Origin of the sequence: Arenimonas sp. GDDSR-1, assembly GCF_025980345.1 — a bacterium.
In the GTDB taxonomy this organism is placed as follows: Bacteria; Pseudomonadota; Gammaproteobacteria; order Xanthomonadales; family Xanthomonadaceae; genus Arenimonas.
Map to the genome: position 1 here is coordinate 1 of NZ_JAPDUI010000011.1, position 20,376 is coordinate 20,376.

A 20,376-nucleotide genomic window follows, 5' to 3' on the forward strand; every position below is an offset into this window, starting at 1 on the left:
CGCGAAACAATACGGCGACTTCGTAGCATTCGTGCGCAGCGAAGAAGCCAAGCACACGCCGGAATACACCGGCCTGTCGGAAGCGGTGGCCAAGTACCTGTTCAAGCTGATGGCCTACAAGGACGAATACGAAGTGGCACGTCTGTACAGCAGCCCGGCGTTCCTGAAGCAGATCGAAGACACCTTCGAGGGCAACATCAAACTGCATCTGAATCTGGCACCGCCGCTGTTTGCGAAAAAAGATTCAGACGGCCATCTGGTCAAGCAGGAATACGGCGCCTGGGCGCTGCCGGCGATCAAAACCCTGCGCCATCTTAAGTTCCTGCGCGGCACCGCGTTTGATGTGTTCGGCAAAACCGAAGAACGCAAAATGGAACGCGCCCTGATTGAAGACTACCAGCGCGACATCAAAACCATCGTGTCGAAACTGTCGGTCAGCAACCACGTGCAGGCGGTGCAGTTCGCACGTCTTCCGGAACACATCCGCGGCTTCGGACACGTAAAGGAAAAGCATGTGGCCAAGGTGAAAGCGCAGTGGGCGGAGTTGATGGCGAAGTTTGTCTAAGCAAAGTTGAATGTTAGAAATAAAAACGCCTCCGATTGGAGGCGTTTTATTTTAGCGATGGCACTGCAGGATTATTTCATGCCCACACACTGCAAAAACTCGGCACGGGTACGCGCATCGTCGCGGAAGCTGCCCAGCAGCTTGCTGGTGACCATGCTGACGCCGGTCTTGTGCACGCCGCGGGTGGTCATGCATTCGTGCTTGGCCACGATCACCACGCCCACACCCTTGGGCTGCAGCACGTCCTGGATGCAGCGTGCGATCTGTGCGGTCATCTTTTCCTGCACCTGCAGGCGCTTGGCGTAGGCTTCCACCACCCGCGCCAGCTTGCTGATGCCGACCACGCGGCCATCCGGGATGTAGCCCACGTGCGCCACGCCGATGATCGGCGCCATGTGGTGCTCGCAGTGCGATTCGAACTCGATGTCGCGCAGGATCACCATCTCATCGTAGCCTTCCACTTCCTCGAAGGTGCGCTTCAGGTAATCTTCCGGCTTCATGGTGTAGCCGCCGAACCATTCCTTGTAGGCCTTGGCCACGCGCTTGGGCGTATCGAGCAGGCCTTCGCGCTCGGGGTTATCGCCGGCCCAGCGCAGCAGCAGCTTGATGGCGTCTTCGGCCTGGGCCTGGCTGACGGCCGACGGCTTGGCGGCGGGTTTTACGGCAGTGGTTTTCTTGGCGGCCATGGCGGCTCCTCGCTTAGATGGGGGCAGTATCGCCCGCGGTCCGTGAAGGCCGCATCCATTTGGTCAAATGATACGCCAGCAGCAGGGCTGTCAGCAGGAACAGACTGGCCAGCAGATACGGCGCGCCCGGCAGCACCACCGGGGCATGGTCGCTGATGAACAGCGCGAACACATGGGTGAACAGGAACGGCGCGATGATGCCGGCCAGGCTGTTCATCGACGCGATGGCGCCCTGCAGGCGGCCCTGCTCGTCGGCGTGCACCTGCTTGGTGATCACCGCCTGGATTGACGGCCCGGCCAGGCCCCACAGCGCGAGCAGCGGAATCGCCAACAGGGACAGCAGGCCGGTGGCGGCCATGCCCTGCCAGGCGAAACCGAGCAGGCCGAACAGCAGGCCGAGCATCAGCGCGCGGCGCTCCCCGATCTTCGGCACCAGCCGGCGGATCAGGAAGGCCTGCACCAGCACATTGCAGATGCCGACCAGGCCGAGCACGTAACCGACCTGCTGCTCGCCCCACTGGTAGCGGTAATCGGCATACAGCACGAACACGCTGGGGAACACGTAGTGCGCGAGCTGGCCCAGGAACACCACCGCCAGCAGACCGAGCACGCCTTTGTAGTGTTTCAGCAGCAGCAGCGCGCCGATCGGGTTGGCGCGCTTGAGGTCGAAGCGCGGGCTGCGTTTTTCCGGCGGCAGCGATTCCGGCAGCACGAACAGGCCGTAGCAGAAATTCAGCGCGGCAAGGCCGGACGCGACCCAGAACGGCAGGCGCAGATCGATGCCGCCGAGCAGGCCGCCGAGGGCCGGACCGATCACGAAACCGATGCCGAACGCGGCACCGAGCAGGCCGAACGCACCGGCGCGTTTTTCCGGCGGGGTCACGTCGGCCAGATAGGCGTTGGCGGTGCTGAAGCTGGCCGAAGTCATCGCCGAGATCACCCGGCCGATGAAGAACATCGGAATGCTGCTGGCCAAGGCCATGAAGGTGAAATCCACCGCCAGACCGAAACAGGAAATCAGGATCACCCGGCGCCGGCCATAACGGTCGGACAGGGCACCGAGCAGCGGCGCGAACACGAACTGGATGAACGAGAACGCCACGCTGAACCAGCCCGACATCATCGCCGCCTGGCCGAAATCATAGTTGCCGATGGTCTTGATCAGGTGCGGCAGCACCGGAATGATCAGGCCGAAGGCCAGGATGTCGATCAGCACCGTGAAAAAGATGAAGATCAACGCGGCGCGGCGCGCCGGTTGGGTGGCGGTCACGGGATTCCTCAGGGGCGTTCGGCGTTGTGTTCGGTATCCGGCTCGTCGGTCAGCACGGTCATGTTCTGCACGCCGTCGAGGTTGATCGGCTCATCGGTCAGCAGCAGCGAGCTGCCCGGCTGCAGGGTGGAATACAGCAGGCGGGCGAAATCGACCGGCACCGCGATGCGGCGGATGGCGGCCGGATCCAGACCGGCGGTGGGCGCCGCGCCGCTGGCCGAGGCATTCACCCGCAGCCATTTCAGCTCCATCTCGTCCGGCACGATCCGGCTCGGTTCGGTGCCGACGCCGTCCATCACCACATAGGCCTGGCTGCCGAACGGCTCGCTGCCGACCACGCCGATTTTCGAGCGTCCGATTTCGATGCCGTTGCGCAGCGCGATCACGGTCTGGTTGCGGGTGCTGATCAGCACGGTGACCGGACCGAATGCGGATTTCTCCGGCTGCCAGCGGTAATCCTCGTAAGCCGACAGCGGCTCGACCGGCACCACCTTGCCTTTCTCGTTCACCGACTGCGCGAACATGGCCGGATCGACCACATTCTGCGGACTGGTGACCTTGTCGTTGCTGACGATGACGGTCATGCCCAGTTCGGTTTCGGAAAACAGGCGCTGGGCAAAGCCGTCGGGCATGCGCACGCAGCCGTGCGAGGCCGGATAACCGGGCAGGTTGCCGCTGTGCAGGGCGATGCCGTCCCAGGTCAGGCGCTGCATGTAGGGCATGGCCGCCGGTTTGTTTTTGGAATCCTTGTACAGATTGGATTTGTGGTCTTTGTTCTTCTGCAAAATGGTGAACACGCCGGTCGGGGTGTCGTGGCCTTTCTTGCCGGTACTGACCGTGCTGACCGCCACGCGCACGCCGTTGCGGTACAGATAGGCTTTCTGCTGGGTGATGCTGACCAGCATCAGCATCGGACCCTGCGGCACCGCCTCGGCATACCAGACCCACTGGCCGGGCTTGAGCGCCTCCGTCGGGGTATTGGCCGGCATGGCCTGCGGGGCGGCCTGCGCATGCAGGGAAGACAGGGCGAGGGTCAGGGCGGTGGCGAGCAGGATTTTTTTCATGGCGGGCTTCCGGGCGGAGGTCAGAAAATGCGGCAGAACACGGCTTTAAGGTAACGGCTTTCCTTCACATGCGCCATGTACGGGTGGTCGGCGCCGGCACCCGACACCTTCAGGATCTGGGCGCGGCGGCCGGCGAAGAACGCGGCGCGGCGGATCATGTCGAGGAAATCCTCTTCGCTGACCAAGCCGGTGCATGAGCAGGTCAGTAAAATGCCGCCGGGCTTGACCACGCTCATCGCCAGCTTGTTCATGTCGTTGTATTTCTTCAGTGCCGAAATCACCTGCTCGCGGTCGCGGGTCAATTTCGCCGGATCGAGGATCACCACATCCCAGGCATCGCCGCGGGCGGCGGCGTCGCGCAGATAGGGGAACAGATCGGACTGCACGAACTTGACCTTGGCGTCATTCAGATAGGCGTTCTTGCCGGCGATCTCGAGGATTTCCTCGTCCAGATCGATGCCGGTGACCTCGCTGGCGCCGCCGCGGGCCTTGGCGTAAATGGCGAAGCCGCCGGAGTTGCAGCAGATGTCCAGCACGGTTTTATCTTTCACCAGCCGCGACAGATATTCGCGGTTGTCGCGTTGGTCGGCGAAGAACCCGGTTTTGTGCCCGGAGCCCGGGCTGGCGCGGAATTTCAGGCCGTATTCGGTGATCACGCTCGGCTCGGGGGCATCGGGCGCGCGGAAATCGAAGCTTTCCTGTTTCTGCACATGCTCTTCGGCGAAGCTGTAGAAACGGCAGCCCGGAAATTGCGTGCGCAGGGCCTCGTAAATCCATTCCCGGTGACGGAACGCGCCGGCCGAGAAGAACTCGACCACCAGCAGATCGCCGTAGCGGTCGACCACCAGTCCGGACAGGCCATCGCCTTCGGAGTGGATGACCCGCCAGGCGTCGGACACCGCATCCAGCTTCAACACCTCACGGCGCAGGGCGACGGCCTCGGCGATCTTGCGCTGGAAAAAGGCCGCATCGACTGCTTCCTCGTAATCCTCGGTCAGCACCCGCAGGGCAATGCGCGAATGGCCGTTGTAGAAGCCGCGGCCGACCCAGTGGTTGGTGGCATCGACGATGTCGACGATGCTGCCGGGGCGCGGTTTTTGCTCGGGTTTTTCCACCATTTTCTGGAAAATCCAGGGGTGGGTCGATTTGCGCTCGATTTTCAGGCGCACAAAGGGCAGTTCGGTGCTGGTCATGGGCCTATTGTAAGCCCAAACGGGCGGGGTGACTTTTCCGGAAAAGCCCGCTATCATGGCCGCCGAAGGGGAGTAGCTCCCGCTATCGCATCGTCAGCACGGGGCAACCACCCCCGGTGCGATAGGCAGCCCGTCTGTCAGCAAGACCTTCGCAGCGCCTCGACACCGTCGGGGTTACGTTTATTGCGTTGCATTAGGAGCTGACATGATAAGTATCGCCACCCCCACCATGTGGGCGGTTTTCACCCTGTTCGTCATTCTCGCGCTGGCCGTCGATCTGCTGGTGCTCAAGTCCAACGGCCCGCACAAGGTCTCCACCAAGGAAGCGCTGATCTGGAGCCTGGCCTGGATCGGCTTGGCCGTGCTGTTCAACGCCGGTCTGTGGTGGTACCTGAAAGACAGCGGCCACCCGGATGCCGACCGCATCGGCCTGGAGTTCATGACCGGCTATCTGGTCGAGAAGGCCCTGGCGGTCGACAACATCTTCGTATTCCTGATGATCTTCACCTACTTCGCGGTGCCGGCACCTTCGCAGCAGCGTGTGCTGATCTACGGCGTGCTCGGGGCCATCGTGCTGCGCGCGATCATGATCTTCATCGGGGCCGCGCTGATCCAGCAGTTCCACTGGATCCTGTACTTCTTCGGCCTGTTCCTGCTGGCCACCGGCGCCAAGATGCTGTGGGCGGCCGGCCAGGAACCGGATCTGGAAAAGAACCCGGTGCTGCGCTGGATCACCAATCACCTGCCGCTGACCCGCCAATACGACGGCGAAGCCTTCAGCGTGCGCGAAGACGGCATCAAGAAGTACACGCCGCTGTTCGTGGTGATGATCATGGTCGCGTTCACCGACGTGATCTTCGCGGTCGATTCGATTCCGGCCATCTTCGCCATCACCACCGATCCGTTCATCGTGCTGACCTCGAACGTGTTCGCGGTGCTCGGCCTGCGCGCCCTGTACTTCCTGCTGGCCGGCATGGCCGAGAAATTCCACCTGCTGGCCTACGGTCTGGCGCTGGTGCTGATGTTCATCGGCGTGAAAATGCTGATCGTGGATTTCTACAAGATTCCGGTCGGCGTTTCGCTGGGCGTGGTGGCGGCGCTGATTGCGGCGGCCATGGCCTTCAGCCTGGTGTTCAAACCGAAAGAAAAGAAAGCCGGCGTCGGCGAAGAATACCTGCTCAAGGACGAGTAAGCGCGGCCGGCCGTCCGGAATGGGGGCTTGTGCTTCGGCACAGTGCCCCCACTTCCTGATAATGGATGCCGATACCCTTTACCAGACCCACAACGCCGCCTATTTAGGCCGCGTGAAACAGCAGTTCAACCGCGCCCTGACGTTCAGTCTGTGCTGGGTCGCGCTACTCCTGGCGGTCTTTCTTTTGCAGGACCGGCTGTTCGCCACCCGCTTTCTGGCCATACAGCCGCAAAAGGTCGAAGGCCTGATCGGCGTGCTGAGCGCGCCCCTGCTGCACGGCTCCTTCGAGCATCTGGCCTCGAACGCCTTCGCCATCCTGATTCTGGGCACCTTGGCCGGCAGCCTTTATCCGCGCGCCAGCCGTTTGGCCCTGCCGCTGGTCTGGCTCGGCTCCGGCCTCGGCACCTGGTTCATCAGTCTCGGCGGCCACCATATCGGGGCCAGCGGCGTGACCGTCGGCCTGATGTTCTTCCTGATCGGACAAGGTCTGCGCCGGCGCGACAGGATGTCGCTGACCGGCCTGATGCTGGCCCTGTTCTTCTTCGGCGGCATGGTGCTGTCGGTGCTGCCGCAGGAAGCCGGGGTGTCCTGGGAATACCATCTGTCCGGCGCCGTGGTCGGTCTGCTCTGCGGTCTGGCCTTGGCCGGCCGCGACGAACAGGCGCCGAAGCGCCTGTACAGCTGGGATCTGGAACCCGAACCGGAGGCCGACAACGATGAGCTCGGTCTGCCCAAGCCGCAGGATGTGCCGGTACTCTGGCTGCGGCCGGACCCGCGCGACGGCAACAACGTGCTGCCATTCCGGCGCCCGGATTCTTGATCGGAATCATTTCCTGAGCCGGCAAGCGGAGTAAAATGCCGGCAAGACCGGGGGAAACCGCCATGACCACACCGCAACGCGTTGAACACCAGCAGACCGACAAAGGTTCGGTGCCGGTTTACACCACCACCGTGGTCGAACAGCCCTGGGAGCGCTACAGCGCGACCGATCACGACGTCTGGCGCACCCTGTTCCGCCGCCAGCAGGCGCAGCTGGGCCAGCAGGCCTGCCGCGAGTTCCTCGAGGCCACCGCCGCCATGGGCATGACCGAGGCCGGCATTCCCAAATTCAGTGAATTGAACGCGATTCTGCAGGCCACCACCGGCTGGCAGATCATCGGCGTGGAAGGCCTGTTGCCGGAGCTGGATTTCTTCGAGCATCTGGCCAATCGCCGCTTTCCGGTGACCTGGTGGATCCGCCGGCCCGAGCAGCTCGATTATCTCTCGGAGCCCGATCTGTTCCACGATCTGTACGGGCATGTGCCGCTGCTGATGAATCCGGTGTTCGCCGATTACATGCGCGCCTACGGCCAGGGCGGCCTGCGTGCGCACGGCTTCGGCCCCGAGGCGCTGGCGCAACTGACCCGGCTGTACTGGTACACGGTCGAATTCGGCCTGATCAACACCGCCGACGGCCTGCGCATCTACGGTGCCGGCATTCTCAGCTCGAAAGGCGAATGCGATTACAGCCTGAATGCCCCGGCGCCGAACCGCATCGGCTTCGATCTGCAACGCGTGATGCGCACGCGCTACCGGATCGATACTTACCAGAAAACCTATTTCGTGATCGACAGTTTCGAGCAGCTGTTCGAGGCCACCTTCGCCGATTTCGGGCCGGTGTACGGCCAACTGCAGGGCCGCGACGCCATACCGGCAGGAACCGTGCTGGACAGCGACCGTGTGTTCCACCGCGGCAGCGGCGAAGGCTGGCTGGCCGACGGCGATATCTGAGAATCAGGCGCGCAGCAATGTCACCGCCGCCACCACGCCCAGCGTGGTCAGCATCGCGGCACCGAAGCGCCAGGCGAAATCGCGGCCGCCGGCATACCAGGCAATGCCGGTTTTGACGGAGCCGCTGACCAGCAGCAGGCCGAACAGACCCCACTCGGGATGCGGCAAGGCCCCGGATTTGCTGAGCTCGGCCACGCCGACCAGCGCCGCGTGCAATTCCGCGGCGGAAGCGAACAGGGCCAGCGCCACGGCCCATTTCGGACCAAGCACCTCATTGAGGAAGGCGGTCAGGAACAGAATGGCGGCGATGATGGCCACCAGCGCCAGCGCATGCTGGATGCGGAACATCCGCTTCTGCGCCACCGAGGATTCGGTGATGGCATCACGGCTGTATCGCAGACCGAACACGCTGAGGATCACCAGCACCGCGATGGCCGCCGCCAGCTCGAAACGGATGGCCTGCAGATAGGCCGGCGCCATGGCCAACAGAATCGGAATGAACAGGCTGAGTGAAGCGGCATTGGCCAGCAACGCCGCCGCCAAAGCCGGCGACTTCAATTCCGGTTCGGCACGGGCGGTGCCGGCCGAACTGAGCGTGGCGGCGGTGGACGACACATAGCCGGAAAAAAAACCGGCCAGCGGCAGACCCCAGCGGTTGCCGACCAACCGCAAGGCCACATGCGCGATGGCACCGACCAGCATCACCAGCACCACCAGACGCCAGAGCTTGGCCGGATTGAGCACGCCGAAGTGGTCGATGGCACGGTCGGGCAGCAGCGGCAGCACGATCAGGGCGCTGGCCAGCAGAATGATGCCGTCATGCACTTCGCGCTCGCTCAGCACTTCCTTGGCAAAACGGTGCAGGGGTGTTTTGGCGTAAAGCAGCACCGCCGCCAGTGCGCCCAGTCCGGCGGCCAATGCGGTCTGGGTGACCGCCAGCGAGCCCAGCAGGGCGGTCACCATCAGCGCGATCTCGCCGGTCAGGCCGGCGTCCTGCGCGGCCGAACGCCAGTAAGCCAGCGACACCAGCACCAGCACCAGGCCGAGCAGGATCAGGAACGGACCGGTGCCGAGACTGGTCGCCAGAACCGCCGCCAGCGCGGTCAGCGCGTGCGTGCGCACGCCGGCGAAGGTTTCCAGATGCGTGCGTTCGCGCACCATGCCGATCATCAGGCCGATGCCCAGAGCCGTCATCAGCGCCGGCAGCAAGGGATAGCTGGAAAAAATCTGCATCGGACTCCGTTCTGTTTCCCGTCACGCATTACAATACGACAAACCGCATCAGGACCTCGCCCATGAAACCGACCGCCCTGTCGCGCTATCTGATCGAAGCGCAGCACCAAGGCCATATTAACGCGGATCTGCGCCTGTTGCTGGAGGTGGTTGCGCGCGCCTGCAAGACCATTTCGACCGCCGTCGGCAAAGGCGCGCTCGGCGACGTGCTCGGCGATGCCGGCACCGGCAACGTGCAGGGCGAAGCCCAGAAGAAACTCGATGTGCTCAGCAACGAAATCCTGCTGGAGGCCAATGAATGGGGCGGCCACCTGGCCGGCCTGGCTTCGGAGGAAATGGAACACGCGCATGCCATCCCCAGCAGCTATCCGCGCGGCAACTACCTGCTGCTGTTCGATCCGCTCGACGGCAGTTCCAACATCGACGTCAACGTCTCGGTCGGCACCATCTTCTCGGTCCTGCGCTGCCCGGACGGCGTGACGGAGCCGCGCGACGAACATTTCCTGCAGCCCGGCAGCGCGCAGGTCTGCGCCGGCTACACCGTGTACGGCCCGAGCACGATTCTGGTGCTCACCTTCGGGCGCGGCACGCACATGTTCACCCTCGACCGCGAACAGGGCAGCTTCATCCTGACCCGCAGCGACGTGCAGGTGCCGGAAGAGACCCGCGAATTCGCCATCAACATGTCGAACCAGCGCTTCTGGCATCCGCCGGTGCAGGATTACATCCGCGACCTGCTGGCCGGAAAGACCGGACCGCGCGGCAAGGACTTCAACATGCGCTGGATCGCCAGCATGGTGTCGGAAGTGCACCGCATCCTGACCCGAGGCGGCATCTTCATGTACCCGGCCGACACCAAGGATTTGACCAAGCCCGGACGCCTGCGCCTGATGTATGAAGCCAATCCGATGGCTTTCATCCTCGAGCAGGCCGGCGGCGCCTGCAGCACCGGGCGCGGACGCATGCTCGACGTGCAGCCCGAAGCCCTGCACCAGCGCGTGCCGGTGTTTCTGGGTTCGCGCAGGGAAGTGGCCGAAGCCGAGCGCTATCACCACGATTACGACCGCGGCCGAGCATGACCGAAACCGACTTCATCGGCGTCTACCCGGGCCTGCTGAGCGCCGGGAGCTGCGCTGAAATCATCCGGCAGTTCGACGACAGCCGGCTGGCGGTTCCGGGACGTGTCGGCGGCGGGGTGATGCCGGAGCTGAAACACAGCCAAGACATCCAGCTCAACCAGCATCCGGCCTGGCAGGGCGTCGAGCGTGAACTCAATACCGCCATGTTCCGCGCCCTGCTCGCTTATGTTCGCACCTATCCTTACGTCCTGATTGCGCCCCTGCTGCTGCAGCGGCAGAACGCGGACGGCAAGCGCGTGCGCTACCAGCACGATGACATCCGCGCTCTCGACGACAAGGCCCTGGGCGACCTGCTGCGGGCGGTGTTCCGGCCCGGCCCGGTCAACCTGCAGCGCTACGAAGCCGATGAGGGCGGCTATCCGTACTGGCACTGCGAACACTACCCCAAGGACGCCAGTGCCGAGAGCCTGCACCGCGTGCTGCTGTGGACCACCTATCTGAACGACGGTTTCGGTGCCGGTGAAACCGAGTTCTTCCACCAGCAGCGGAAAATCAAGCCGGAAACCGGTGCCTTCCTGATTGCACCGGCCGGCTTTACCCACACCCACCGCGGCAACCGGCCGCAGGGCGCCGCCAAATACATCGCCACCAGCTGGGTCCTGTTCCAGCGTTCCGAAACCATTTACGGAAGCCGGGCGTGATCAGCGCCGCGCTGAATGCCTGGATGCATCTGCAGGCCGCCTGGCCGAACATCTCGCTGGTGCTCGGTCTGCTCTGGCTGCTGTACGTCGTGCTGCTCAGCGCTTGGATCCTGCTGCAGAAGCGCGAACCGATCGCGACCCTGAGCTGGCTGCTGTCCCTGATCCTGCTGCCCTACATCGGCTTTCTGATCTACCACTTTCTCGGCCCGACCCGGATCAAACGGCAGAATCTGAAGCGCAGCAAGGCGCGTGCCGGCCTGATGCCGCTGACCGACGCCAATCTAGCGGCCAACGCCGATGCGCTGATGCGGCTGAATGCGGCCGCTTCCGGGTTCGCGCCCAGCAGCGCACGGCAGGTGGATCTGCTGGAAAACGGCGCCGCCACCTACGATGCGCTGGAACGGGCATTCGATGGCGCCGCGCACCATATCCACCTCGAGTACTACATTTTCGAGCCGGACCTGACCGGTACCCGCATCCGCGACGCGCTGATCCGTCAGGCGGCACGCGGCATCGAAGTGCGCCTGCTGCTCGACCGGCTGGGCTCGAAGAACATCAGCGAGAAATTCCTGGCGCCGCTGCGCGCGGCCGGCATCGAAATCGCGTTTTTCCACCCGTTTTTTCTGCGCAAACTGTGGCGGCCGCAGATCAACATCCGTTCGCACCGCAAGATCGTGGTGATCGATGGCATCCTCGGTTTCACCGGCGGCATCAACATCACCGATGAGGAAAACGAACGCCTGCGCGCGGACGCCTACGTCGACCTGCACTTCCGCGCCGAGGGCGAAATCGCGCGTTGGCTGCAGCTGGCCTTCGTCGCCGACTGGCTGTATGCCGGCGGCCGTTTCAAGGCCGATGCCCGCTATTTTCCGCCGCCGCCCGCCGACGCCGGTGAAATCACCGCACAGGTCCTGGCGGCCGGCCCGGACACGCCCTGGGAGCCGATCCACCGTGCCCATGTCGAAGCCATCGCCGGCGCGCGCAAGCGCGTGCTGCTGGTCACCCCGTATTTCGTGCCGAGCGAAGCGGCGATGATGGCGCTGACCTCGGCCGCGCTCAGCGGCGTCGATACCGCACTGGTGGTTCCGCGCCGCAGCGACAGCCGGATGGTGACGCTGGCCGCACGCTCGTATTTCGACGTGCTGGCCGAAGCCGGCGTGCGCATCTATGAATTTCCGCGCATGCTGCACACCAAAGCCCTGCTGGTCGATGACGGCACCGTGATTCTGGGCAGCGCCAATTTCGACCGGCGCAGTTTCCGGCTCAATTTCGAGCTGTCGGTGCTGTTCGAAAACCCCGGCCTCGGCGATCGGCTGGCGCGCATCCTTTACGGCTATCTGGGCGAATCGCGCCGATTCGATCCGAAGCGGCGTCTGCCCCTGAGCGAGCGCCTGGCGCAGGCCGGCGCCCGTCTGTTCTCGCCGTTGCTATAATCGCAGGCATCACGGAGAACGCGTATGTACATCCTCTATTACCTGCTCAGCGTCGGTGCGGTGGCCATGGCCATGTTCGCCGATCTCAGCACCCGCGGCGTCGGCTTTCTGGTGGTGATGGCGCTGCTGTTTCTGTTTCTGGGTTCCTGGAATCTGCTCAGCAGCCGCGTGGAAAGCCAGCGCCGGCCCGAGCGCCACATCATCAGCCCCGACGAACTGCGGCGCATGCGTGAACTGGCCGAGCAGGCCAAGGCCCGTAAAGCCGGCAACGACGGCGGCGAGGCGTGACCGCGCTCAGCGTCAATGTCAATAAAATCGCGGTGCTGCGCAATTCACGCGGCGGCGCGGAACCCTCGGTGCTGAAAGCCGCAGAAACCGCCATCGCAGCGGGCGCGCACGGCATCACCGTGCATCCGCGTCCGGATCAGCGTCACATCACGCCGGAGGATGTCGATGTCCTGGCGCGGTTGTGCCGGGAACGCGGCGTGGAATACAACATCGAGGGCAATCCATTCGCACCGGCACGCGGTGACTATCCCGGACTGATGGCACTGATCGAACGCACGCGCCCGACGCAAGCCACGCTGGTGCCGGACGGCGACGGGCAGATCACCTCCGATCACGGGTTTGATCTGCGCGCGGATGGTGCACGCCTGCAGCCCTATGTTCAGCAGCTGCGCGCATGGGGCGTGCGGGTGTCGATTTTCATGGATGCCGGCACGCCCGATCTGGCTCTGGCCAAAGCGCTCGGCATCGACCGCATCGAACTGTATACCGGCCCCTACGCCGAAGCCTTCGCGCATGGCGATGCGGCAGCCGCCGCGGTCTGTGCGCGGACCGCGGCGGAAGCACAGGCGCTGGGCATCGGCGTCAATGCCGGGCACGATCTGAGCCAGGCCAATCTGGGCGCGTTTCTGCGTACGGTTCCGGCGGTGCTGGAAGTGTCCATCGGCCACGCACTGATCGGCGAAGCCCTGTATGACGGACTGGAAGCCACCGTCCGCCATTATCTGGCGATCTGCCGCGCCTAAAGTACCCGCAGTTTCTGCCAACCCTGCCAGTGGCCGTCGGCCAGCACGGTGACCGGCTGCGCGGCGGCAGCCGCTTCCACGCACAGCATACGCTGCCAGTCGGCGGCCGGCATGTCGCTGAAAGACGCGGCCAGCGCCGGGCCGGGGCACCAGACGACCGTATCGGCAAAACCACCCTGGGAAATTTCCAGCGATTCGCCGTTGCCGTAATTCAGACGCAGGCGCGGCGGCGCTTCGGCGAACACGCGGTCGACTTCACCGGTGATGAACAGATTGCCCTGCTGGTTCTTGTAGCGCCCGTCATCGGCGGCGTCCTCGTACACGCAAGCGTTCAGGCCGTGCAAGGTACAGGCGGTCACATCGGGAACGCGCAGATAGCTGTGCAGGGCGGCGGTGAATACCAGTGGCTGCTCCGAACGGTTGTGGAAATCCAGACTGATGCTCAGTCCGCTGCCGTCGAGCACTACGGTCTGCACCAGTTCGAACGCATACGGCCACAGCGCACGCGTTTCGGCATCGTCTTCAATGGCCAGAATCAGGGCCGAGGCCGTCTTCGCGCGCAGCTGCCAGGGCCGGGTGCGTACCAGGCCGTGCTTGGGCAGCGGGCCCCGCCCGGAAAACTGCGGAAAACACACCGGCACTCCGCCGCGCAAGGCGCGCTCCGGAACAATATGTAGATGCTCGGGCGTATAAAGACGCTCTGTACCGTCGGCACATTGCCAGTGCAGCAGTTGCCCACCGTATTCGGCGACGCTTATCTGCCCGAAGGCGTTTTTCAGGGTGTGGACGGGTATATTCATGATCGAAACTGGCGCGCCCGGAGGGATTCGAACCCCCGACCAATGGCTTCGGAAGCCACTACTCTATCCGGCTGAGCTACGGGCGCGGATGTGTTCATTTTAACCGAACATTCCAATAACTTGTTGAAATATAGCAATCTTTTTTCAAGATGATGGAAATGGCATTAACTATCAAATGCTTGCCGTTAGGCCCAAAATCTGCTCGGTGACGAATTGGTGCCCAACCAGTGCCCACGCTGTGCCCATGTCATCTAAAACTTTACCTTTAATTATGAGTAAAAGCTTCCTTCGGTATTTATTAATTAATCTCAGAAATGCCTTATGGCGAGATTAAAATCACGAGCGTTTCTCTTGTCATCAAACATGAACCGGAAATCATAAGTTCATCTTTCAAGATTTTATTTTCAAGTTTGATCAACATTTCGCACTAAGCACCGTTCTGCATTAGAAGCTGCTATTGGAATAATGTTGCTTTTTGAACCTATGGCCTAAAGCCGCACGTTCTGCTGTGGATTAACACTCAAACAGTCATTTTTGCTTATATATCAGCCTCTCGCAGCAGCGAATGAACTGCTGTATTTAAGCCCGAGCTAATACGCAGCAATGTCATCAAAGTGACGTTTCTCCCCCCGCGCTCAATACTGCTGTAGTAAGCCCGGTGCATGCCTATAGAGTCCGCAAAAGACTCCTGGCTAAAGCCCATCGCTGATCTCCGGGTCCTAAGTCCATCGCCAAGGCGCTTTAATGTTGATTTTTCGTCCATTTGACGAATATTGGGTGGATAGTACTTTTATTTCTACGCTTATATATGTAGGCTACATATATATATCTATAATAAATTTTCTATGTCTTATATCTACTCGGTATTCTCTCCGGCAAATCCACCGAATCGGGTCTTTCACCCAGGCATCCGATTTTTGAATGTTTTACCTTTATATTTTGGTCTAGATGAATTGCCATACCGTGCAAGGTACCTACACACGGAGGCATCACCATGAAATTTAACGCATTTACCCCATTTTTAGCCCTATTCGCTATTTCGTTTCCGCTTTCAACGCCTGCCCAAACAGTTGCTCTCGGTAATAGCACTCAAGCGAACCAGCCCGAGCTGATACAGAATATCCTCGGCTCGTATATCAAGGGAACAACCACCTATCAGGATACAGCCTGGCCGCTGTTCGTCAGTGCCGCTCAAGCTGGACTGTGCAAGGACACGGTTTACCGTACGGGCTTTTCACCCCAGGTCATCGACACCAAAATGGAAGAGGCCTACATAGGCTCAACCGGTATTCTTCCGGGCGTTACTGTGAACTTCGTTATTCCCAAGTCCCCAGCGGACATTGCAGGCCTTAGGGAAAACGATCAGGTCGCCATTATCAACGGTCAAGCAACCCCTTCATCAGGTAAAAACATCAGCAAGCGGTTTTCCGAGATGTATGAGGAAGCGATTACCTTGGCCGGTAAATCCGGCGGTGGGATTGAATTAGAAGTTCGCCGCGGCACCGAAATCAAGCAACTGAAAATAACGCCAGTGAAAAGCTGCGACTTGACCATTTCAGCCATGGCCGACGGTGGTCGTTTCATGGAAAACCCAGACCCCACCCAGGTCATGGTCAGTCCTGCTGTTATGGATGAGGCGACTGACGATACCGAGCGACAAATTGTCATAGCCTATGCCATGTCAAAGAACCTCTCGGGGGCTGTCGCCGCCAAACGTAATGCCAATCGTGCGGCCAAGTTTCTGGGAACTGTCATGCAGTTTGCTCCACTGGCAATGCCGGTCGACCCGACAGTATATATGGGAGCAATGTTAGCCGATCCAGCGACAAAGATGGCTGGCGAACTGTTCGCGGCGAGTAAAAACGGCAACAGTGACGAGCTTAGCTTGGCCATACTCAAAGCCTCAGGCATCAGCGCCAATCAAGTTCTTACCTTCTGGGAAAAATACCTTAACAGCGATGCCAATACCATGGTCTTCAAATGGGTCAACGGCAGTGCGATGACCAAGGCACGACTCGATGTCATACGAGCCAAAGCTGCCCAGGAAGTTAAGTAGCGTGAGGAAGCTGATTCTATCTGACCATGTTAATGACAAAATCACGGAAGCAAAAAAGAATCGTGATGATGAATTTAACACGCAATACCAAAGGTATTGCCTGGAAGTTTCAAATCGGATGGAATGCATAAATTCATGTAAAAGTGAAATTGCATTTTCATGGCGTAATGCCGATATAGCCGCCGTCTTTTACGGGATTTATCGATATATTTGGGAACACATTAAACCCGGACCCATACAACCTACTCGAAGGGCTGCAAGCGAAGAGGAAGAAAAATGGAACAGTGGCAGTGAGGGTGAGCGAAGAGTAGCTGACTACCTTAGTGCTCGTCTGCCTGACGACTGGACCATAGTGTTGGGATATTCCAATGCCAAAGGTGAAATAGATCAGTTACTTGTTGGTCCACGCGGAATATTTGCTATCGAAATAAAAAACGTCAATGGCGTTGTTCATTGCGATGAGGATCAATGGTGGCGAGACAAGTACGATAACTACGGAAAACTTTTAGAAACTAATCTACCTATGGCAGATAAAGGGGGACGAGGACCAAGCAGGCAGCTTAATGAACCTACAAATCTTCTGCAATCACACATCAACAAAAAACTCAGCATAGGTCGGATACAGCGAGCTGTCATTTTATCTCATAACAAGTCAATGCTCGGAACTCTAACCAGCATCACTGTGGATGTCGTCGCAACTATTCATAATTTTGATTACGAACGGATGCTTGCCCGTCAATCTAAAATTTTCGAAGCAATTACAGTTGATGAAATCTTGAACGAAATTCGTCAGCATCATGTTGATTTCAAATCATCCCCGCATCGAATGAGCTCAGCTTCTGCACACCGGTAATAAAATAGAACTTATGGATTAATTGGCTGCCATATTTGGAACGTAATTATGATTAAACCTTCTTGGATAATTTTTGGTATTTTCATAATTGTATTTACATTAAAACTGATCAAGTGGCGTGAAATTAACACGGAACGGCGTCGGCCTCGACCCACTCATTGTCATGTCGGTTTCATTGAGGCCAGCACCGAATCCAATGACGAATATCCTAAGCATCGCGCAGTAGGTACATCACGAGCAAGACGTCAGCAGAAATCTATTAATTCGAACTATGACAATCATACAGAAATACATAGCCTAGATTAGTTTCGAACATCTGGAAGTAGGCGTAGTAATCAAAAATATACATCTTCAGACTTAGACTGTTCGGTTGGTCTAGGCAGCCTATTCCAGGATTTGTTCTCATTTGAGAATTATTTAAGCCCTAAATCTGAAGAGTTTAGCAGTTCATTGTTTTCAATCGATGATGACGATATCAGAAATGACGGCTATTCCAATAACTCCGTTGATTTTTGCATGCACAACAGTCAGGCCTACCATTCCAGTATTTATGCTAATCACGACTCAACTCAACATAATGATTTAGATATACATCATGATTTACATCACCATCATGATTTAATTCCACATCAAGATTCACTGCATGGTGAACAAACTAATTGGAGTAATGATTTCCATACAAGCTTCGACTCGTATGAATCAAGCGTCGACAGTGATTGGGGTTACGACTAATATTTTTATTTTAAGCAAGAGCTTACTCAATCATATTCTTTAATAGAGCTTGTAAAATTGCGATCAAGAAATGTCAGGCCTGCTTGAAGGTCGAATCATTCCGGCTAATCTTTGTGCCATCTATGTCATTGGACGCGAGGCCATAGACTTAAGATGGCTAAATGCTCCCAGGTCTCAGCTGAATGAATTTCGCCATTATGGGTTATTGATGCTGATGAGGCTTTGATGATGTCATGTGCATGCTCCTGCGCATTACGTTTGCGTACAGTTTCTGATACCACTGAGTGCTTTATTGCCTCAACAGCACATGCACGCGCACGCCCGGTAGATTGTGGATGTGCAGCACTCCGTTCAGGGCGGCAGCGCGGTCGCGGATGCTGTAGAACCCGTGATCGATCTGGCGCAGGCTTTTCAGTCCGATGCCGTCATCGAGGATATCCAGCAGCACGAAAATGGTACGTCGGCGTTCACCGATGCGCAGACGCACGCGCAGGCGCTCGCAATGCGAATACTTGAGGGCGTTGTTGACCGCTTCCTGTACGATGCGGTACGCAGCCAGATTGGTCACCATGTCCAGACGTTCCAGCAGCTGGCTGTCGCCGTAGATTTCGGTGGCGTATTCCACGCCGGCCTGTTCGCACATCTGGGCCGGACTGCCGAAGGCCACGGCCGCATACAGACCGAGCTGGTCCAACTCATCGGGTGTCAGCGCATTGACCACGGAGCGCAGCGATTTGCCCAGCCGCTCGGTCAACAGCTCGATCCGTGCAATGCCGTCCTGGCCGGTGTCGGCCGGGGCATTGGCCCGGCTCAGACTCAGCTGGGCCTGCATTGCGGTCAGGGTCTGGCCCATTTCATCGTGCAGCTCGCGTGCCAGCCGCTTGCGTTCCAGTTCTTCACTGTGCAGGCTGCGCCGGCTCGACTCGGCCAGGGCGGCAAGGGCTTCCTGCAGGCGGTCCTTGTCGATCTGGACCAGGCGCTCGTTCTGGCGGAGCTCGTCGACGCTGGCACCGAACAGCAGGGCCATCGCGCCCATGACCGCGACATACAGCTGCAGTTCGAGGATGTCGCTGCTGTGGATATGGCCATCAACGGCAATCAGGATGCTGACCACCAGCATGGACAGTGCCGCTCCGCGCCACCCGTGCAGGAAGGAAAACACCACCACCGCCGCCAGCAGCAGGATCTTGAGCATGGCGGTCAGGCTGTCATCGGGTTCGGCCAGCAGCGAACTGCTGATGTAGATCAGCATCGGCAGCAGATAGAGATAGATCAGCGCCGAACGGATGATCCGGCTGGATCCGGTCCGGTTGGCGGGCACCAGCAGCCAGAGCGCCATCGGCAACACCAGAACGACGCCGAGGAAGCCGCCCATGAAGTGGCTGAGCATGAAGTTGATCAGGTCGGGAAGCGTATTCGGACGGACCGGGCCGGGCGCCATGCCGACGGCATTCAGCCAGCCGGGGCTGCCGTAAGACGCCAACAGGTCCTTGCCCATCAGCAGCAGGCCGACCAGGGCCGCACCCGCATGCATCAGCGCCATGCCGCGCAGGGTGGCGGCCGACTCGGGACGGAAATCGAAGCGCTGCACGGTGTGAACGCAGAGCATGATCAGCAAGGGATGCAGCCAGATCGCCGACGCATCCGGACCGATGCGGTCCCAGGGCGGCCCGAGCCCCAGCCAGGACACCGTCAGATGCTGCAGCAGGGCGCTCAGGGCGAATACCCCATACCAGGCCGGCCATTCCCGGTGCGGCCGGAACAGCAGCACGGCGAACACCAATCCCGCGGCCAGCATCCAATGGAAGAATCCGTACATGAAGAAGAACAGATAGGCCAGGGCCAGCACCGGAACAATCCAGCGCGGCGGCGGCAGGTACGGACGCATTCGGGAGAACATCGGCAATATCACGGCGGCATCGGGAGTGATGCCTAGCCTAACAAGGAAGCGGCGGGTATGGCCAAGAATTTTTCTGCAGGCCGGCCGGTTTCTGGGCGATAATGCCGGAATGATCCGTATTCTTCTGCTCGACGACCATGGCGTACTGCGCGAAGGCATCAAGCGACTGCTCGAGGCCGAGCCGGATTTCACCGTCTGCGGCGAGGCCGGAAGCGTCAAGGAAGCCCTGGAAGCGTTGCGCATGCTCGGTCCGGATGTGCTGATCAGCGACATCAGCTTGGGCGAAGGCAATAGTTTCGAACTGATCGAAACCATGGTGCGTGCCGGTACCGGCACCAAAATCCTGGTGCTGAGCATGCATGAGAATCCGGCTTTCGTCAGCAAAGTTTTGTCTCTCGGCGTACGCGGTTACGTGACCAAGGCCGCCGCCGCAAAAGAATTGGTGCCGGCCCTGCGCAGTTTGGTCGACAATGGCAATTACGTGTCCAGCGACGTGCGCCGGATGAAACCGGGCCAGGCGCCGAAGCTGACCCAGCGCGAGCTGGAAGCATTGAAACTGCTGGTGCGCGGCCTGCCGCCGAAAGTCATCGCCGGGCAGCTCGGCATCAGCGACAAGACCCTGTACGGGCACCGCGCCAATCTGATGCTGAAACTGCAGGCGCGAACCCTGCCCGAGCTGCAGGAAAAAGCCATCGGTTTCGGGCTGATACAGTCGCCGTAAGTCGCTGAAGCGGGCGTCTGCCGCAGGCACTACGTGAAACCGTTAAACCGCAGCATCCCTAGAGATTATTCCTATTTCGCCCTTTGCTAATGCTCCT

General features: G+C 59.9%; 20 protein-coding genes and 1 tRNA gene. 12 read left to right on the forward strand and 9 right to left on the reverse strand.

Annotation, left to right across the window (positions count from 1 at the left end; all coding sequences use genetic code 11):
- The coding region (locus Q0W88_RS03270) for a DUF6537 domain-containing protein (RefSeq protein ID WP_343212527.1) at positions 1-565 on the forward strand (565 nt) is incomplete at its 5' end.
- A 71-nt stretch (positions 566-636) separates the two neighbouring features.
- On the opposite strand, the gene folE is transcribed toward Q0W88_RS03270, so the two are convergent.
- Genes folE through Q0W88_RS03290 form a run of 4 tightly spaced genes read right to left on the reverse strand, consistent with a single transcriptional unit; the run spans position 637 to position 4,778 of the window.
- The gene (gene folE / locus Q0W88_RS03275; protein WP_297799974.1) at positions 637-1,251 is read right to left on the reverse strand and encodes a GTP cyclohydrolase I FolE; all 615 of its coding nucleotides are present in this window, start codon (positions 1,249-1,251) and stop codon (positions 637-639) included.
- A 13-nt stretch (positions 1,252-1,264) separates the two neighbouring features.
- Positions 1,265-2,521: a TCR/Tet family MFS transporter gene (locus tag Q0W88_RS03280; RefSeq protein ID WP_297799976.1), complete on the reverse strand. Its 1,257-nt coding sequence runs from the start codon at positions 2,519-2,521 to the stop codon at positions 1,265-1,267.
- Between the two features lie 8 nt (positions 2,522-2,529).
- Positions 2,530-3,585, reverse strand: coding sequence for a L,D-transpeptidase (locus Q0W88_RS03285; protein ID WP_297799978.1), 1,056 nt, complete (start codon positions 3,583-3,585; stop codon positions 2,530-2,532).
- Between the two features lie 20 nt (positions 3,586-3,605).
- The gene (locus Q0W88_RS03290) at positions 3,606-4,778 is read right to left on the reverse strand and encodes a class I SAM-dependent rRNA methyltransferase (RefSeq protein WP_297799980.1); all 1,173 of its coding nucleotides are present in this window, start codon (positions 4,776-4,778) and stop codon (positions 3,606-3,608) included.
- Positions 4,779-4,983: 205 nt separating this feature from the next.
- Between Q0W88_RS03290 and Q0W88_RS03295 the strand changes: the two genes are divergently transcribed.
- From Q0W88_RS03295 to phhA, 3 genes are all read left to right on the forward strand, one after another.
- On the forward strand, positions 4,984-5,970 hold the full coding sequence (locus Q0W88_RS03295) for a TerC family protein (RefSeq protein ID WP_297799984.1): 987 nt from the start codon (positions 4,984-4,986) through the stop codon (positions 5,968-5,970).
- Positions 5,971-6,031: 61 nt separating this feature from the next.
- On the forward strand, positions 6,032-6,790 hold the full coding sequence (locus Q0W88_RS03300) for a rhomboid family intramembrane serine protease (protein WP_297799986.1): 759 nt from the start codon (positions 6,032-6,034) through the stop codon (positions 6,788-6,790).
- Positions 6,791-6,852: 62 nt separating this feature from the next.
- Positions 6,853-7,740 carry a phenylalanine 4-monooxygenase gene (gene phhA / locus Q0W88_RS03305; RefSeq protein WP_297799988.1) on the forward strand — a complete coding sequence of 296 codons (888 nt, stop codon included), beginning with the start codon at positions 6,853-6,855 and terminating at the stop codon, positions 7,738-7,740.
- Positions 7,741-7,743: 3 nt separating this feature from the next.
- On the opposite strand, the gene Q0W88_RS03310 is transcribed toward phhA, so the two are convergent.
- Positions 7,744-8,973 carry a DUF4010 domain-containing protein gene (locus Q0W88_RS03310; protein WP_297799990.1) on the reverse strand — a complete coding sequence of 410 codons (1,230 nt, stop codon included), beginning with the start codon at positions 8,971-8,973 and terminating at the stop codon, positions 7,744-7,746.
- A 62-nt stretch (positions 8,974-9,035) separates the two neighbouring features.
- On the opposite strand from Q0W88_RS03310, the gene Q0W88_RS03315 reads away from it, so the two are divergent.
- From Q0W88_RS03315 to Q0W88_RS03335, 5 genes are read left to right on the forward strand one after another with little or no spacing between them, the layout of a single operon-like run.
- A complete protein-coding gene (locus tag Q0W88_RS03315) occupies positions 9,036-10,052 on the forward strand; it encodes a class 1 fructose-bisphosphatase (protein WP_297799992.1) in 1,017 nt (338 codons plus the stop codon).
- The gene (locus Q0W88_RS03320) at positions 10,049-10,753 is read left to right on the forward strand and encodes a 2OG-Fe(II) oxygenase (RefSeq protein WP_297799994.1); all 705 of its coding nucleotides are present in this window, start codon (positions 10,049-10,051) and stop codon (positions 10,751-10,753) included. Before Q0W88_RS03315 ends, Q0W88_RS03320 begins: the two co-directional genes overlap by 4 nt.
- Positions 10,750-12,186 (forward strand): cardiolipin synthase, encoded by a 1,437-nt coding sequence (gene cls / locus Q0W88_RS03325; protein ID WP_297799996.1) that lies wholly within the window; start codon positions 10,750-10,752, stop codon positions 12,184-12,186. Before Q0W88_RS03320 ends, cls begins: the two co-directional genes overlap by 4 nt.
- A gap of 24 nt (positions 12,187-12,210) precedes the next feature.
- Positions 12,211-12,474 (forward strand): hypothetical protein, encoded by a 264-nt coding sequence (locus Q0W88_RS03330; RefSeq protein ID WP_297799998.1) that lies wholly within the window; start codon positions 12,211-12,213, stop codon positions 12,472-12,474.
- A complete protein-coding gene (locus tag Q0W88_RS03335; protein ID WP_297800000.1) occupies positions 12,471-13,217 on the forward strand; it encodes a pyridoxine 5'-phosphate synthase in 747 nt (248 codons plus the stop codon). Before Q0W88_RS03330 ends, Q0W88_RS03335 begins: the two co-directional genes overlap by 4 nt.
- Here Q0W88_RS03335 and Q0W88_RS03340 read toward each other — a convergent pair.
- From Q0W88_RS03340 to Q0W88_RS03350, 3 genes are all read right to left on the reverse strand, one after another.
- Complete coding sequence (locus Q0W88_RS03340; RefSeq protein ID WP_297800002.1) at positions 13,214-14,017, reverse strand: D-hexose-6-phosphate mutarotase; 804 nt, start codon at positions 14,015-14,017, stop codon at positions 13,214-13,216. The genes Q0W88_RS03335 and Q0W88_RS03340 overlap by 4 nt on opposite strands.
- 9 nt (positions 14,018-14,026) lie before the next feature.
- Positions 14,027-14,103 (reverse strand) — tRNA-Arg (locus Q0W88_RS03345).
- A gap of 452 nt (positions 14,104-14,555) precedes the next feature.
- On the reverse strand, positions 14,556-14,780 hold the full coding sequence (locus Q0W88_RS03350; protein WP_297800005.1) for a helix-turn-helix transcriptional regulator: 225 nt from the start codon (positions 14,778-14,780) through the stop codon (positions 14,556-14,558).
- 231 nt (positions 14,781-15,011) lie between these two features.
- On the opposite strand from Q0W88_RS03350, the gene Q0W88_RS03355 reads away from it, so the two are divergent.
- Both Q0W88_RS03355 and Q0W88_RS03360 read left to right on the forward strand, forming a co-directional pair.
- Complete coding sequence (locus tag Q0W88_RS03355; RefSeq protein ID WP_297800006.1) at positions 15,012-16,073, forward strand: M48 family metallopeptidase; 1,062 nt, start codon at positions 15,012-15,014, stop codon at positions 16,071-16,073.
- A 1-nt stretch (position 16,074) separates the two neighbouring features.
- Complete coding sequence (locus Q0W88_RS03360; protein ID WP_297800007.1) at positions 16,075-16,926, forward strand: nuclease-related domain-containing protein; 852 nt, start codon at positions 16,075-16,077, stop codon at positions 16,924-16,926.
- Between the two features lie 1,021 nt (positions 16,927-17,947).
- On the opposite strand, the gene Q0W88_RS03365 is transcribed toward Q0W88_RS03360, so the two are convergent.
- The gene (locus Q0W88_RS03365) at positions 17,948-19,546 is read right to left on the reverse strand and encodes a histidine kinase (RefSeq protein WP_297800010.1); all 1,599 of its coding nucleotides are present in this window, start codon (positions 19,544-19,546) and stop codon (positions 17,948-17,950) included.
- A gap of 121 nt (positions 19,547-19,667) precedes the next feature.
- On the opposite strand from Q0W88_RS03365, the gene Q0W88_RS03370 reads away from it, so the two are divergent.
- On the forward strand, positions 19,668-20,279 hold the full coding sequence (locus Q0W88_RS03370) for a response regulator transcription factor (RefSeq protein ID WP_297800012.1): 612 nt from the start codon (positions 19,668-19,670) through the stop codon (positions 20,277-20,279).
- The last annotated feature ends 97 nt before the right edge of the window (positions 20,280-20,376 follow it).